Below are 16,345 nucleotides of genomic sequence, written 5' to 3'. Positions count from 1 at the left end.
TATGAATTTATATATTAGTACGAATATGTATGGGCCGGAAGACTTGCCTAATATTTTCCCCCTGCTAGCAGCTACTCATGCAGAGTGTGTGGGGATTGAACTTTTTCCGGAGTGGCATGATCCGGTATTTTCTACGGTTATTGAAAAATATGGCGAGGCGTTTAGCCAATATCCGATCTCCTTACATGGGCCCTATTATCGCACCGAACATAGTAAACCGATAGGCAGTAAGGAATATCTCCAAGCCATGGATTTCTTTCAGAAAACTATTCAATTATCGCAGCAGTTTGATAGCAAATATATTGTATATCATCATAATAACTGCCGCGTTGCTGCTAACGAACGTGATGAAATGGTGCGTGTTGCCGACGAAAACTTAAAGCAGCTTAGTAAAGTGGCCAAGCCGTTTGGCGCTCAGATCGTTGTCGAAAATGCCGGCGTTTTATCGCGCGATAACATGCTTTTCGATGAGGCTCAGTTTATCCAAATGGCGCAGGAAATTCCGCAAGCTATTTTAATTGATATTGGCCATGCCCATGCGAATGGTTGGGATTTGCCGCGGCTGATCGAAAAGTTGGCTCATAAAACGGTAGCCTATCATGTACATAATAATGATGGGAGAGAGGACCAGCATAATCGTATTTTAGATGGAACGCTTGATTTTGATCGATTTCTAACTTTATATAAAAAGTTTACGCCGCAGGCCGATCTTGTTATTGAGTATGGGAAACATTGTGCGCAAGATACTGCCGATATTCTTGCTGATGCTGCCTATATTCGTGAGAAGCTGCGGTAGGAAGAGATGTTTGGTGTGACTCCAGGAATTTATATAAAGTCCGTAAAATAATAAGAGCAAAAATGATTTTTTGGAAGCTGCCAGCGTATTTTAGTTGGCAGTTTTATTTTTATAACTATAATTATTTTGAAAAGTTTTGTTTACAGGGAAACAAAATAAGAGTATGATTATATTGTTTCCATAGAAACAAAGGAGGAGATCGTTATTATAGACTATAATGTGGCAATTATAAAATCGTTGGCGAGGATACAAGAACGGGCTGGTATTTTTGAGCATCACCACGCCGACGTTATTGGTGTAGCCACTTTGGCGGAAGCGCACTGTATTGATAAAATCGGTTCGATCGAGTACGCCAATGTTACCAAAGTAGCGGCGGAAATGGGCATGACACGCGGCGCCATAAGTAAGATAACGAAAAAACTGCTCAATAAGAAGTTAATTGCTAGTTACCAAAAGCCAGATAATAATAAGGAAATTTACTTTTCTTTGACGCAGCTGGGCAAGCAAGCCTATGAAGCCCATAAAACGTGTCACGAGCAGATCAGAAAAGAAAAATTAGCGATTTTATCAACATATAGTGAAAGTGAACAAGCGATTATTCTGCGGTTTTTGAATGAAATGAATCAAAATTACGATAAAAAAATGGCGGAAGAAGACTAACTTAGTGATAAAGGGGCTGAAGATATGAATCGAAATTATGTGTATGTAGTTGCGTTAGGGCATTTTTTCTGTGATATTGGCATGGGAGCCTTGCCAGCGATTTTACCGTACTTTATTTTGCAATATGGCATGGATTATCAATCCGTGGCAGGTCTTATGTTTGCCTCCTGTTTTTTATCTTCCGTAGTACAGCCGACTTTTGGCTGGTTGGCTGATCGAACATCTAAGACTTGGCTTATGTCGCTAGGCATTTTTTTATCAGGGGCAGCTATGGGGCTTGCTGGCCTCTTTACAAATTACTGGGCGATTTTTGCCGTCGTAACAGTGAGTGGTATCGGCAGTGCTATTTTTCATCCCGAGGCGGCTAGAATGATTCACAAGCTTTCGGGTACGAAGCGTGGTACGGCGTTGAGTATTTTTTCCGTAGGCGGTAACGGCGGTTTTGCTGCTGGCCCGGTTGTTGTTGTTGCGGCAATCAGCGCTTTTGGCATGGCAGGAACGACGGTATTTTGTGTGCTGGCGGCTACAATGTCTATCGCTTTATTGCTAGTTGTTCCCAAGATGAAAGCCTATATCGAGAAAAATCTTGTAACAACTGCGGCGGGGCCAGTAACCAGCGCGACATCTTCCCAGCAGCTTCAAAATGATTGGAGTTCCTTTGCTCGTTTGACCTTGCTTATTATTTTTAGTTCGATTGTTATTTGCGGCTTGCGCAGTTTTATTCCGCTTTATCTAGTGCAGGTTATAGGGCTTTCTGCAGCTGCAGCTAGTTCGGCTTTAACGATACTATTTATGTTTGGCGTAGTAACTACGCTAATCGGAGGAATACTAGCTGATAAAATCGGTTATCTGAAGGTTGTGCAGTTTAGCTATGGTCTTTTGGCGCCGATGATTGGTTTATTATCGCAGTCGACGAGTGTGTTTGCTTGCTATGCTTTAATGATTCCCATTGGTTTTGCTATGTTTTCGCCCTTTAGTTCTATTGTTGTGTTAGGACAGAGTTATTTAGCGCGTAGCATTGGTTTTGCTTCAGGTGTGACGCTAGGTCTTAGCTTCAGCGTCGGCGGTATCTTTGTTCCGCTCATTGGCCGATTCGCCGATACGTATGGGTTGACAGCTACGATGGAGCTTTTAACAGCTTTTGCCTTAGGCGCTGCATTCTGCTCAATTTTTTTATCGCAGCCGATCAAGAACGAAGTAAGCAAAGCAAAAGCTATGTAATAGACAAGATTGTTAGGTCATGTTAATAATAAGTGAACACAAAAAAGTGCGCTGATTTAGCGCACTTTTTTTGTATTTGAATAAACTGTAAGAGACAGTTTATTGGGCAGAGGAGTGAGTGTATGGGCTATTATGTTAAAGCAGAAAAGGATGTAAAAATCTATGTGGAAGATATAAACCCGACAGGACGTGAAACGATACTATTTATTCATGGATGGCCAGCAAACCATAAGATGTTCGAATACCAATATTCGGAGCTTGCCTGTAGAGGCTATCGTTGTATCGGTGTTGATACAAGAGGTTTTGGCAAATCAGATAAGCCCTTTCACGGCTATTCTTATGATCGATTGGCAGATGATATTCGTTGTGTGATTAATGCACTGGAGCTAAGAAATATTGTTCTAGCTGGTCACTCTACTGGCGGGGCAATCGCCATACGCTATATGGCGCGCCACAAGGGGCACGGTGTAGCCAAACTGGCGCTGTTTGCCGCGGCGGCGCCGAGTCTGATTCAGCGGCCTGATTTTCCTTATGGAGTAAAGCGGGAAGTTGTACTAAAAATTATTCAAGATACATGCCAGGATCGTCCGAATATGTTAGTTGGTTTTGGCAATCTATTTTTCTTTCAACATGTGACGCAAGCCTTTTCTGATTGGTTTTTCCAGCTTGGCTTGGAAGCGGCTGGTTGGTCTACTGTGGCAATAGCCAAGACCTGGCTTGATGAAACTCAATTATTCGCGGACTTAAGGCAGATTTGCGTTCCCACATTAATCCTTCACGGGATTCATGATCAAATTGTTCGCTTCGAGTTAGGCGAGATCCAAAATCAAGCGATAAGAAATTCCAAGTTGATTCCTTTGCAATACAGTGGTCATGGCGCATTCTACGATGAACGTGAAAAGTTTAATCATGAGCTGATCCGCTTTGTTGAAGCGTAGTTTCTTAAGTTAACGTAGCTTTTTAGGTAGTGTGATTTGGTTTTTGTAAAGAGATGATTCGGGAGAGTTATATTTTTCATCATAGATAATAAAATTTCTTAAAGCTGTAAACTACGGTGTTGGCAGGATTTCTAAATTTGTTACCGAAATAGGCATAAAAAATTAAGAGCTTGTTTTGGGGAGGCTGAGGATGCTAAAACAGCAACTAGAAGTGTTACTTAAGCGAAAGCGGTTTTTTCTGGCTTTCATCGGTATTGCAGTTTTGCTATATGGGATCACTCTCCCTCCGTTTCGTTTACAACCTCGTAACATAATGCTTACTTGGACCGGCGCGCCAGATTCTACACAGACTATTTCCTGGCAGTCAGGCCGCCATGCTGCTCCAGGCAAGGTCGAATATGCTCCGATTGATGAGGCGAGTCATCCGCTTTTACAGGAGGCTATTGCCAGTAAAGTAGATACTGACGGCGGGATGATTTGCACCTACGCCGCTGAGCTAAAAGACCTTAAACCGGAAACTACCTATCGATATCGCGTCGGGAATGGCTTTTTTTGGAGTTCCTATTATACGTTTACCACAGCTCCTAGCAAGGTAAGACCTTTTAAGTTTTTGCTGTTTGGCGATTCGCAGGGGAATTCATATCGTGTATGGCACAAAACTTTACGAACTGCTTATGATAGCAATCGCGATGCTTCGTTTCTCATCAATATAGGGGATTTAGTGGATATCGGCCTTAATTACGAACAGTGGGATGATTGGTTTCAAGCAGGTCGAAAGGTGATTGATACAATCCCAGTTATGGCGGTCATGGGAAATCACGAGACGTATACCAGCGACTGGAAGATTGCTCGGCCTTTGCTATATACAGCTTTTTTCCGTCTGCCCGCTAATGGTCCGGAAGCATTGCGGGGCAAAGTATATTCCTTTGATTATGGCGACGCTCATTTTTCAATTCTTGATAGTCAAGTGCAGGAAGAAGCTCAGTGGCTGCCAGATATGCTGGCGTTGCAACAAGCCTGGCTGGAGCAAGACTTAGCAAAAACACAGAAACGTTGGAAGTTGGTATTGCTTCATAGACCGCTTTATCATAATCGTCCGAGCGAAGGCGATCAGGATTTGCGTGATACCTTTGCTCCGTTATTGGATCGTTATAAGGTGGATGTTGTTTTTTCTGGCCATGATCATGTTTATGCACGATCTTATCCGATCTTTGCCAGTCAGTGGAACAATGAACAAGGCAACGGTACTGTGTATTTTACTAGTGGACGAAGCGGCAAAAAGACGTTTCCCCGTGCCGTGGCAAAAGATTGGGATGCCCTATTTTATAACCCTGTGGACGAACCGAATTATTTAACTATTGAAGTGAGTAAGCAGAATATAACTGTTACAGCATTTTCTTTAAATGGTGATATTATTGATGCATGGAGCAAACATAAAAATTAATGATAAATAGGGTAATGTAATAAGGAGAGTGGTGACATGAAAGTAGGCGATTACACAGTTTTCGTATTATCAGATGGCATTAATCGGCGGACTTTGGCGCAGCAGGCCGAGTTATTGCAAGGCGACAAGGCGGAGATGCAAGCTGCTCTAGCCAAAGCGTATCCTTTAGGTGAGATCGAATCGACAGTCAATGCATTTTTAATTTGCCGCGGCGAGAAACTGGTATTAATTGATACAGGTAATGGAACGTTTGGCGCTCCCACAATGGGGAAAGTCGTTGACAATCTGCGGTTGATCGGATATCAGCCAGAACAAATTCATGAGATTTATTTGACGCACATGCATGGCGACCATGTTGGCGGGCTGGTTACTGCAACAGGAGAGCCTGTTTTTGCAAACGCAACGGTTTATGCGAATGAATGCGAAGCTGCTTATTGGCTCGATATGAATCATTTTGATTCCGCACCGGAAGCAACGAATCGGACTTTCCATACGGTAAAAGAGGCGCTAGCTCCTTATCAACAAGCGGATAGGTTCAAGACCTTTCAGGGAAATTGCCAATTGTCTATGGGGATTCATGCTAGAGATTTATTTGGTCATACGCCGGGACATACCGCTTTTTGTATCGAAAGTCAGGGGAAAACCTTGGTTTTATGGGGAGATATCATTCATGTAGCCGCGATTCAATTTCATGATCCTGCTGTAACTATTGCCTATGATAATAACAAACAGGCGGCAGCTAGCATTCGTCAGCAAATTTTGGCGGAGGCGGCACGGCAGCGTTGGCTTGTTGGCGGCGCCCATTTTGCTTCGCCAGGTTTTGGATATGTACAAGCCCAAAAGAGCGAAAATAAGAAGTATCGTTTTATTGCAATCGAAGAGGGCGAGGATATTTAGGCGAGGACATTTAACTGCATAAACATATAAGAATCGGTTAGGTTCGGCGAAACAGGGAACTATTTGGTTGATGATAAATAGTTCCCTGTTTTTTTGCAATACCTCAATTGCATATTGTGAAATTACTTACAAGTTTTCATTGACAAAAGATGTGAAATAGAGTAATTTATTAATTGAGAAGAGTTATTGATACTAATTAATAATAAATATTAATTAAGTAGACCCGATTCAATCAGTTCAGGCAAAACTATTACATGTGGAAACTTAGTGATCTTAAACTTTAGGATCACTGCTAAATAAAAAGGAGGCTTATATTATGTCTTTAATTGGAAAAGAAGTTAGTGATTTTACAGTGCAGGCTTTTGTCGATAAGGATTTCAAAGAAGTTACGAAGCAAGATATCTTGGGAAAATGGTCGGTCTTCTTCTTCTACCCGGCGGATTTCACTTTTGTGTGCCCAACAGAGCTAGAAGATTTAGCTGATAAGTATGAAGAGTTCCAGCAAATTGGCACTGAAATTTACTCTGTATCTTGCGATACCCATTTTGTTCATAAGGCTTGGCAGGATGCATCGAAAACCATTCAAAAAATCAAATATCCTATGCTAGCTGATCCTACCGGAGCACTGGCTAGAGATTTTGATGTAATGATTGAGTCAAAAGGCCTTGCTGAAAGAGGGACTTTTATTGTGAATCCCGCCGGAGAAATTGTTGCTTATGAAGTTGTTGCAGGGAATATTGGCCGCAATGCTGATGAACTGCTTCGTCGCGTTCAGGCTTTGCAGTTTGTTGCGGAACATGGCGATCAGGTATGCCCAGCAAAATGGACGCCAGGCAAAGAAACTTTAAAACCGAGTCTTGACTTAGTCGGTTTATTATAAACACAAAATCTGTATGCGGCAGCGGACGATTGTTTCGTTTACTGCATACAGATTTCTTTTATTATGATGTTAAAGGGGGAGATTGCCGCAAACATGGAACGCTATGATGCAATTGTGATTGGTTCAGGCCCGGCAGGAATGACGGCCGCTTTATATTTGGCGAGGGCTCGGTATCGTGTAGCCGTCTTGGAGAAGGAAAAAGCCGGTGGTCAAGTAGGAACTACGGCAGAGGTCGTCAATTATCCAGGAATTCGCACAATCAGTGGTAGCCAGCTATCGGCTACGATGCGCCAGCAAGCGGAAGACTTTGGCGCTGAATTTATCAATGGAGAAGCGATTGGGCTTGATGCAGTCGGTGATGTTAAAACAGTACATTTGGCTGATGGCAGGTCGCTAACAACTTTTGGTATTGTTTTGGCGCTGGGAGCCAATCCTCGTAGGGCTGGATTTCGTGGCGAAGACGAATTTCGCGGTAGGGGCGTAGGCTATTGCGCTACTTGTGATGGCGAATTTTTTACGGGAAAAGAAATTTTTGTAATTGGCAGCGGTTTTTCCGCGGCGGAAGAAGCGCTTTTTTTAACGCGTTATGGGCGAAAGGTTCACTTGCTCGTGCGCGGCGATAAACTGAAGTGCGCGGCTTCGATTACGGAAAAAGTGGTAAAACATCCTAAGATTGAAGTACATTATCATACACAGGTCTTGGAAGCTGGCGGTGATTCTGTTTTGCAGTATCTTGTCTTAGAAAATCGACTGACAGGCGAAACACAAAAATATATACCGGCAGAACAAGATAATATAGGCGTATTTGTTTTCGTTGGCTATGATCCAGCGACGGACGTTGTTAAAGGACTTGTCGCAACGGACGAAGCAGGGTATTTGCTTACCGATCGAAATCAAAGGACGAATATAGCTGGCATTTATGGCGCTGGTGATGCCTGCCGGAAGAATTTACGACAAGTCGTGACGGCCGTGGCTGACGGAGCTGTAGCGGCTACCGAACTAGAAAACGTGCTTGATGAAATCTATGAACGGCTGCAGTTGGAACGAGTTGCTATAGTAACGCAACAAGTTAAAGCAGTCGAATCTTTGGCAACGGTTGAAACGCCGCCGGAATCAGCTCAAGAATTTTTTGATACGCCCATGCAGAAGCAGCTAAAACAAGTTTTTAAGAAGCTGACAAAACCGGTGACTTTGCGAGCTAGGCTTGATGCACGGGCTGTTTCTACAGAGCTTCGCCAGTTTGCGCAGGAAATCGCTGCTTTATCAGATCACTTGTTATATGAAGAAGAACAGGGCGAGCCAGACGAACTGTTGCCGGAGTTATGTCTTGATGTGGCTGGGCAATACAGTGGCTTAAGTTTTCATGGCGTTCCTGGCGGGCACGAGATCAATTCATTTATCGTTGCGCTCTATAATTTGGGTGGCAGCGGTCAGCCCCTTGATAATCAGCTTGTTGCCCGGACGCAGGCAATTAAGTCAAAAGTTCAACTGGATCTTGTTGTAACTCTTTCCTGTACAATGTGTCCGGAACTTGTTATGGCGGCACAGCGACTTGCTGCGTTAAATCCGCAGATAACGACTCATGTTTATGATTTGAATCATTTTGCCGCTTTTAAACAGCAGTATGAGATTCTAAGTGTTCCTTGCTTGATTATCAATCAGGAGAAGGTGTTGTTTGGCAAGAAAGATATTCCTGCCTTGCTAGCGTGTTTGGAAGAGTATCTGACAGACAAGGAAACTGGAATTAGGCCTTTAGCTTCGGCCATGTAACAAGAAAAAACTCTCGGTGCGATTCAACTGAATCTTGCCGAGAGTTTTTTGTTAGGGTTTTAAGTTTTTTTGTTAGGGTCTTAATACCATGTCTTTCGTAATTTCATTTAAAGTGAAAGCACCGCACATAGCCATGGTATCTTTCAATTCTTCTGCGAGTTTTTCAATATAAATTTTTACGCCTTCCGCGTCGCCGCCATACACTGCTGTAACAAAGGGCCGGGCGATAATTACGGCATCAGCGCCAAGGGCTAGCGCTTTGAATATATCAGCGCCGGAACGAATGCCGCCGTCGACGAATATTTTCATGCTGTCGCCTACTGCTGCAACGATATCTGGCAAAACTTCAACAGTCGCCGCACACTGGTCAAGAACGCGGCCGCCGTGATTGGAAACGACAATAGCTTTAGCGCCAGCTTCTTTTGCTTTAAGCGCACCTTTTACTGTCATAATGCCTTTGACGATAAAGGGAGCGTCGGCTATTTCAGCAATTTGCCGCAGTTCTTCTACGGATTTACTGCCGGCAGGCGGCGTCATGTTTTTTAGAAAGGGTAGTCCAGCGGCATCGATATCCATGGCTACGGCAAAAGCGCCTGATTTATGGACAAGTTCCATTTTTTCCTGAATGACCGCAAGATTCCAAGGTTTTACCGTCGGAATTGCGCTGCCCTCTGCTTTGGCAATCGCTGCTGTAGCGCTTTGCATCACTTCTGGATTTGCACCATCGCCAGTGAAAGCGGCAATTCCGTTTTCTTTGCAGGCGGAAACAAGAATGTCATTATAAGTCATATCAGTATGTTTATCGCTGTAGTGCAGATTGACAGCACCGACGGGACCGGCAAAAAATGGGTATTTGAAGGTTTTTCCGAATAAGTGGAAGGTTGTATCGACAGGCTTATTTTCACAAAGCGTGTCCATTTGAACGCGGATTTCCTGCCATTTTTGATAATTGCGAATCGCTGTATCGCCCACACCTTTAGCGCCTGGGCCGGGCATTGTGTTTTTACAGGCAATTCCGTTACAGATAGGGCAAGCTTTGCAATGTGTTCCGAGGGCCGTACGGGCGCTTTCTAGTAGTTCTTTATAATTCATATAAATTCACCTTTTTCTTTGACATTATTTTACTAAAGACTTCCATAACTGTGTCAGAAATCCTGCTCTGATTGTTATTTTTCCCTCGCATCAGCTTTGAAAAATGCGAAACACTAGAATTAAACCAAAGCGAGGGGGAATAGTATGATAAAAAACTTAGCAAAACGGAAACAATTACGGCGAAAATTACGGCGCCGTGCGGCGGCTTTAGTGGGAACAGCTATCATGACAGGCGCCGTTTTAGCGGGCGTGCCTGTCAGTAAAACTTTTGCATCAGAGGCCCCGCTAAGTCCACAAACAGCAAAAATTGCTCAAGAGCAGGCCGCAAAAGATCAGTCTATGGCCAGAGAAGGTTGGCATGAGCATAAGCATAGCTGGCCAGGATCTGATGAAAATGAAGCATGGTATAAAGACGGCAAGCTGTATTATCGCAGCGGACAAGACAATGAAGACACCTATTTTAATGAGTATGCCTATTATGACCAGAGTCCTGTGTCTTATGTGCAAGACCATGCAGGAGATTATGGGTTTAATACTGCAAAAGACACTTTTTCTTTAGTTACTGTCAATCGACACAGAGCATTAGTGCAGGTGATTAAAGCTGATACAGGCCAACAATATCGAGTCATACTGCGCTGGGGTGACGATGGTTGGACGATTCGGGGCGTTATACCAGCTTAAAGGCAGAAAATCTGCCTTTATTTTTTTATTGAGAAATAATTTTGAATCGATTGACAATAAGGCAAAACGAAATGTATACTAAAGTGGTAAGGTATAGGACGGCTTTTGAAATCTGTTCTAGGTACTGTAAGTATTCGCTTAGATCACAGTAGGGGGGAGAGCAATGGACAACATATTAGAACAATTTAGTTTATTTGCTTTTTCGCACTCAAGTATTGTGCGGTGGTGGTTCAATCTGAGACTATCTTGGAAGTTGGTTCTGGCTTTTACGGTCAATGGAGCTATTACAATGATTGCAGGATTTATTACATATTATTTTGTTAAAGAAGGAACCGAATTTGAACAGCAGGCGGTTCTTGTTCTTATTGCTTTGGCTAGTTTGCTGAATATTGTATATGGCTGCTACATTGCTTATTTAACAACGGCGCCGATTCGGCGTAGTGTTCAATTTGCTGAAACGGTAGCTCACGGTGATTTGACACCTAATTTAAGCTGTATGACGGAAAAAGATGAAATTGGCCAGCTCTGTAAGTCGTTGAATATCATGGTAAATCGGTTTCGGTCACTTGTCGGCGACATTTCCCAGGGCGTTGATGTTTTTGATGAGACGTCTACCATTTTATCGGGACAAGCCGAGGCGACGATGCAAGCCGCGCAAGAAGTGATTGATGCAGTGAGCCAAGTGGCGGCAGGGTCACAAAGTCAGGCTGAACGGATTGATGAAATTAAAGCAGCCATAGATAAAATGCTGATCGGTCTTAAAAATATTGAAAGGAGTGTACAGACGACCAAGGAGGCGGCAGGGCTGGCTTTACAAATTGCTCAGGCCGGTACGGATTCAGTGGAGCAGACAAACTCGCAAATGGTTCATATTCATCAGAGTGTGGAAGAAACGAATCAAATTATTCTAGAACTTGGTAATAAATCAGCTCTAATCGGCGGAATTATCGAGACGATTAAAGCCATTTCTGATCAGACTAATTTACTAGCCCTTAATGCCGCTATTGAGGCTGCGCGGGCGGGAGAGCACGGCCGCGGATTTAGCGTAGTAGCCGAAGAAGTTCGCAGACTCGCTGAACAGTCGACCTTATCTAGTTCTCAAATCGGAATAATCATTCAGGATATTCAACATAATGTAGAACGAGCCGTGAGTAGTATGAAATTTGAAACAGAAGTTGTTATGGCTGGTTCGCAAGTGATTCAAACCACGCAGCAATCGTTTCATCGTATTGTCAATAGTGCAAAAACGGTGAATCAGCAGATTGGCGAAGTTTTTGGTTTTGCTAACACGATTGCCGTTGGTTCAGATGAGGTTTCTGATAAAATGAATGAAATTGCTCATATTGCGCTGGAAAGTAGTGCTCAGGCCAAAGAAGCGGCAGCGAATGGCGCCAACCAGCTAGGAGCGATGCAGGAAGTCAATGCTTCTGCGAGTGAACTGTCTGATGCCGCTCATAAATTGCAAAGAGCATCAAGACAATTTAAGTTAGCTTAGGGTAGATTTTTAGATTAGCTGTTGATTCTGAGTGTAGATTAGTCTTGCTTATTTCGAGCATTTTCTTTTTTGGAGCACAAAGGATTTTTAGAGGCTGAAACAGAAACTTCCCAGTAAATAGACAGTAGGCGCTAGTATGTTGCGGCCCCAAGGAGAGTGCTCCGTTGTATAAGCAAGAACCGGAAAAGCAAATTGAAACCTTATTTGATTGTGATGGATTTCAAATTTTTTCAGAGCAGGTTGATGATGGAATCCTGGTTATTAATAATCAGGGGAAAATTTTATACAACAATGAAGCGGCTTCTTTGCTTTATGGTTATTTGGCAAGTGAGTTTTGTATTTTGACTGCGGCTGATCTGTATGCTCCGGAGAAAGCAGAAACCGTTGCGGCACAACTAAATGCAGGCCGAAAGACGCCTATTGTCTTGCAAACGGTTCACCGTCGGCGCGATGGCGGGCTTTTTCCTGTTGAAATCAGTTTTCAACAGGCTAAATGGAATGGCAGTAGCGTTTTAATAAGTTCCGTGAAAGATTTAAGTGTATCAACGTCAGGCCGTGTGCTGCAAAGAAGCGAAAGAAAGTATCAGATGCTTCATGAGGATCTTTTGGCTGCTTATGAAGAGCTGACAGCTACGGAAGAAGAACTGCGACAGCAATTTGATGAGCTCATGAGCAAGGAAGATAAGTTATATCAACAAAATCGGGTATTGAATTTACTGCATGATGTAGCCTTAGATCTGATTAAAGATCTTAACTTGGAAGATTCATTACGGAAAATTGTTGGGAGTATTAATGAAATTTTCAATGCCCCCCATAGTTTTATTCATTTTGTCGATGAGGCTAAGGAGCACTTTCAGCTGAAAATAGGTACTGGCATATTTACTGGTCTTTTAGTAGGAGGAAATCTGTCTGAAGGTATTGTTGGTGAGGCCCATCAAACTGGTGAAGTTGTTGAAGTAAGAGATTATTGCCGTTGGGAAAAACGACTACCTGACCGTATTTTTGATGCCGTTCATTATTTTGTTGTGGTACCGTTAAAAGATGCTGAGAAGATGTTTGGCGCCATTGGCGTTGCCTTTACCGAACCGGAAAAGCGTCTTGCAGAGGATGAATTGATTCTTTTGCGCCGATTTGCTGATCTTGCTGCTTTGTCCTTGCGTAATGCTGAGCTTGTAAGCGCCTTGCAAGCGGAAGTAAAAGAGCGCCAAAGAATTGCTGAAGGTCTGCGCTTGTCCGAAGAAAAATTTTCTCAGGCATTCTATCTGAGTCCTGATACAATTACGATCAGCCGAATGGATGGAACTTATCTTGAGGTGAATGAAGGTTTTGTTCGGATGAGTGGTTTTTCTCGGGAAGAAGTCATTGGGAAAAAAGCGATTGATTTAGGAATTTGGGTTGATCCAGCTGAACGAGACAAGATGGCGGCCGAGCAACAGCGGTACGGTTCTATTTCCCATATGGAAGTGCCTTTTCGGCGTAAAGATGGGCAAGTTCGTTATGGGCAATTGTCGGCCTCCTTGATTTATGTGGCAGGCGAGCCTTGTCATATGGTGGTTGTCCGAGATAATACAGAGATTCGGTTAGCTGAAAAAGAACACCGTCGTCAAGACGCTGTCATTCAGCGTATGGCTTATTATGATCCTTTAACAGATTTGCCAAATCGCCGCTATCTAACAGAGTGGTTACAGGAAGAAGTAGACAAAGCTCGGCAGGGAAAAACTGCTGGGTTTGTCTTGTTTGTTGATTTAGATGATTTAAAGCTAGTGAATGATACTTATGGTCATAGTTGTGGTGACGAAATTATTATTGCCACAGGGCGAAGAATTATTGAAACCTTGGGGAACGAGGCTTTTGTTGCGCGGGTTGGTGGCGATGAATTTGTTGTAGTTTTGCCACATGGCCATGATTACAGCAGTGCTGAAACTGCTGTGGTGCGGTTACTTGAGGTTTTAGGAAAAACCTATACAGTGGCGGAAACGCATTTTCACATGTCTGCGAGTATCGGCATCGCTGCATATCCTGCTGACGGCGATACGATGGAAGAGGTAGTAAAAAATGCTGATAATGCCATGTACGCTGCCAAGCGAAGCGGCAAAAATTGTTGGCGCTTTTATACGAAAATGATGCAGACTGCAGCCTACGAAAAGATGCGTTTAACAAGTGGTCTGCGGTATGCTTTGCCGCGAGGCGAGCTTTTTTTGGTGTATCAGCCGCAGATCCTGTTGCGTGAAGGGCGAACCGCTGGTTTTGAGGCTCTGTTACGCTGGAATAGTTCTGAGTATGGGGCCATTCCACCGTCTCTATTTATTCCGTTGGCAGAGCAGGCAGGAATGATTCATAGCATTGGTCGCTGGGTCTTTGAAGAAGCCTGTCGATTTGCTAAGCAGCTTGCCGAGCAGGGATGGGAACAGATTCCTGTGGCTGTTAATATTTCATCCAGACAGCTTGATGATGCGGAATTTCTCTCGTTTATCGAACAAACGATTACTCAAGTCGGTATAAAACCGCAGCAGTTGGAACTTGAAATTACGGAAAGCTTTTTACTGACTTCTATAGAGGATGCAACAAAGAAGCTAACAAGGCTGAAAGAGTTTGGTGTCAGGATGTCTTTGGATGATTTTGGCACAGGCTATTCTTCTTTAACTTATTTGCACAAATTGCCTGTAGAGACGCTTAAAATTGATAAATCCTTTATTGATATGATTACTGTTGATGGACAAGGCGAGAAAATGATTGCTTCGATGATTGCTATGGCTCATATGATGAATCTCAATGTTGTAGCTGAGGGAGTAGAAACAGAAAGACAGCTTGCCTATTTAAAAGCCAAGGATTGTGATCGAATTCAAGGCTACATTTTCAGTCGGCCTGTGCCAGCAGAAGCAGCAATGCAGTTTTTGCAAAATAATAATAGCTAGATGAAAAAAGCTCCTGACCTATTTTATAGGCAGGAGCTTTTTATTTAGACTGAATTAAATTTTATAGGTTTAAATATGTTTTAGTAAAGCAGGGCCAATGCCGATGTATTCCGAGGGAGTCAAAGCAAGTAGCCGTTTCTTATCAGCTTCCGGCAGATCTACACTGGCGATGAAAGCTTTAATGTCTTCTTCGCTGATGCCTTTGCCGCGAGTAATGGCTTTGAGCTTATCGTAGGAATTGGCATGACCATGTTTGCGCATGACCGTTTGCACAGCTTCCGCCAGTACTTCCCAGGCATGAGTTAAATGCTCAGAGAGGGCGTCTTCATTGATGACCGTTTTCTTCAGACCTTTTAAGGTATAGGTAATGGCTAGATGCGAATGGGCGATGCCTGTACCAATATTGCGCTGGGCCGAAGAGTCACTCAAATCACGTTGCAAGCGGGAAATCGGCAGTTTGTTCGCTAAGTGATCAAGTACAGCGTTGCTTAAACCCAGATTCGCTTCGGAGTTTTCAAAGTCGATCGGGTTTACTTTATGCGGCATGGTGGAAGAACCAACTTCGCCGGCAATCGCTTTTTGTTTGAAGTAGCCCATGGAAATATAGAGCCACATATCGCGGTCAAAGTCGAGGAGAATATTATTGAAGCGGGTCATGGCGTGGAAGACTTCTGCTACATAGTCATGTGATTCAATTTGGGTAGTCAGAGGATTATAGTTCAATCCGAGTCCTTCGACAAAATCACGTGACACAGCTTCCCAATCTGCTTCGGGGTAAGCGATACTGTGGGCATTGAAGTTGCCAACGGCACCGTTGAATTTTCCTAAGTATTCTTGTAGGCGAATTTGTTTTAATTGACGCTGCCAACGGTACACGAATACCGCAAGCTCTTTGCCGACGGTTGTCGGTGAGGCTGCTTGACCGTGCGTGTGGGCCAGCATGGGAACCTGTTTATCGGCTTCTGCCATTTCGGCAACGATTGTAGTCAAATTTTCTGCTGCTGGCAACCAGACTTTTTCGATGCCGTCTTTCAGCATTAATGCATAGGAAAGGTTGTTAATATCTTCAGAGGTGCAAGAAAAATGAATAAATTCCAGTATGTCAGCCAGCGACATAGCGCCGAGCGTTTCGCGTAAAAAATATTCTACTGCTTTTACATCATGGTTTGTAGTTCGTTCAATTTCTTTGATTCTTGCCGCCGCTGTATCATCAAAATTAGCGACGATGTTACGTAAAAAAGTGATTTCTTCTGTGGTAAATGAACGGATTTCTGGAAAAGACGAATTACTAGCCATGGCAATTAGCCATTCGACTTCAACATGAATCCGATATTTAATCAAAGCCCATTCCGAAAAAAAGTCGCCTAGAGGCGCAGTAATGGCTCCATACCGCCCTTCCAGCGGTGTAAGCGATTTAATACTCATCTCTATCCCTCATCATTCTTCTTAAATTAACAGCAGCTATGGAAATTGCCGTTCAAAATCTATGCCTATTATACTACATTAGCGTCTTAGAATACCACGCTCTTTTTCTTTCTTTACAATATCGGGTAAGT

Annotated in this window: 13 protein-coding genes; 11 read left to right on the top strand and 2 right to left on the bottom strand. The window is 43.3% G+C overall.

Annotation, left to right across the window (positions count from 1 at the left end; genetic code table 11):
* Position 1: 1 nt before the first annotated feature.
* From AC0MXB_RS10525 to AC0MXB_RS10490, 8 genes are all read left to right on the top strand, one after another.
* The gene (locus tag AC0MXB_RS10525; protein WP_474039628.1) at positions 2-796 is read left to right on the top strand and encodes a sugar phosphate isomerase/epimerase family protein; all 795 of its coding nucleotides are present in this window, start codon (positions 2-4) and stop codon (positions 794-796) included.
* A gap of 219 nt (positions 797-1,015) precedes the next feature.
* Entirely contained in the window at positions 1,016-1,456 is a 441-nt protein-coding gene (locus AC0MXB_RS10520) for a MarR family winged helix-turn-helix transcriptional regulator (protein WP_474039627.1), read from the top strand.
* 24 nt (positions 1,457-1,480) lie between these two features.
* Entirely contained in the window at positions 1,481-2,677 is a 1,197-nt protein-coding gene (locus tag AC0MXB_RS10515; RefSeq protein WP_474039626.1) for an MFS transporter, read from the top strand.
* Positions 2,678-2,799: 122 nt separating this feature from the next.
* On the top strand, positions 2,800-3,615 hold the full coding sequence (locus AC0MXB_RS10510) for an alpha/beta fold hydrolase (RefSeq protein WP_474039625.1): 816 nt from the start codon (positions 2,800-2,802) through the stop codon (positions 3,613-3,615).
* Between the two features lie 190 nt (positions 3,616-3,805).
* Positions 3,806-5,059 carry a purple acid phosphatase family protein gene (locus AC0MXB_RS10505; protein ID WP_474039624.1) on the top strand — a complete coding sequence of 418 codons (1,254 nt, stop codon included), beginning with the start codon at positions 3,806-3,808 and terminating at the stop codon, positions 5,057-5,059.
* A gap of 36 nt (positions 5,060-5,095) precedes the next feature.
* Entirely contained in the window at positions 5,096-5,956 is an 861-nt protein-coding gene (locus AC0MXB_RS10500; protein ID WP_474039623.1) for an MBL fold metallo-hydrolase, read from the top strand.
* Positions 5,957-6,272: 316 nt separating this feature from the next.
* Positions 6,273-6,836 (top strand): alkyl hydroperoxide reductase subunit C, encoded by a 564-nt coding sequence (gene ahpC, locus AC0MXB_RS10495; protein WP_474039622.1) that lies wholly within the window; start codon positions 6,273-6,275, stop codon positions 6,834-6,836.
* Between the two features lie 93 nt (positions 6,837-6,929).
* Positions 6,930-8,606: an FAD-dependent oxidoreductase gene (locus AC0MXB_RS10490; protein ID WP_474039621.1), complete on the top strand. Its 1,677-nt coding sequence runs from the start codon at positions 6,930-6,932 to the stop codon at positions 8,604-8,606.
* Between the two features lie 72 nt (positions 8,607-8,678).
* Here the strand turns inward: AC0MXB_RS10490 and AC0MXB_RS10485 are convergent, their stop codons facing one another.
* Positions 8,679-9,698: an alpha-hydroxy-acid oxidizing protein gene (locus AC0MXB_RS10485; RefSeq protein ID WP_474039620.1), complete on the bottom strand. Its 1,020-nt coding sequence runs from the start codon at positions 9,696-9,698 to the stop codon at positions 8,679-8,681.
* Positions 9,699-9,842: 144 nt separating this feature from the next.
* Here AC0MXB_RS10485 and AC0MXB_RS10480 point away from each other — a divergent pair, with 144 nt between their 5' ends.
* The 3 genes from AC0MXB_RS10480 (at position 9,843) to AC0MXB_RS10470 (ending at position 14,789) form a co-directional block, all read left to right on the top strand.
* Positions 9,843-10,379, top strand: a complete 537-nt coding sequence (locus tag AC0MXB_RS10480; RefSeq protein ID WP_474039619.1) for a hypothetical protein — start codon at positions 9,843-9,845, stop codon at positions 10,377-10,379.
* 163 nt (positions 10,380-10,542) lie between these two features.
* Entirely contained in the window at positions 10,543-11,874 is a 1,332-nt protein-coding gene (locus AC0MXB_RS10475) for a methyl-accepting chemotaxis protein (RefSeq protein WP_474039618.1), read from the top strand.
* A 164-nt stretch (positions 11,875-12,038) separates the two neighbouring features.
* Entirely contained in the window at positions 12,039-14,789 is a 2,751-nt protein-coding gene (locus tag AC0MXB_RS10470) for an EAL domain-containing protein (RefSeq protein ID WP_474039617.1), read from the top strand.
* A 69-nt stretch (positions 14,790-14,858) separates the two neighbouring features.
* On the opposite strand, the gene purB is transcribed toward AC0MXB_RS10470, so the two are convergent.
* On the bottom strand, positions 14,859-16,214 hold the full coding sequence (purB, locus tag AC0MXB_RS10465) for an adenylosuccinate lyase (protein ID WP_474039616.1): 1,356 nt from the start codon (positions 16,212-16,214) through the stop codon (positions 14,859-14,861).
* Positions 16,215-16,345: the final 131 nt, after the last annotated feature.

The organism is Pelorhabdus sp. sgz311001, from assembly GCF_055901755.1.
The sequence above is the reverse complement of the archived record's forward strand: the minus strand, read 5'-3'. Positions and strand labels throughout refer to the sequence as shown.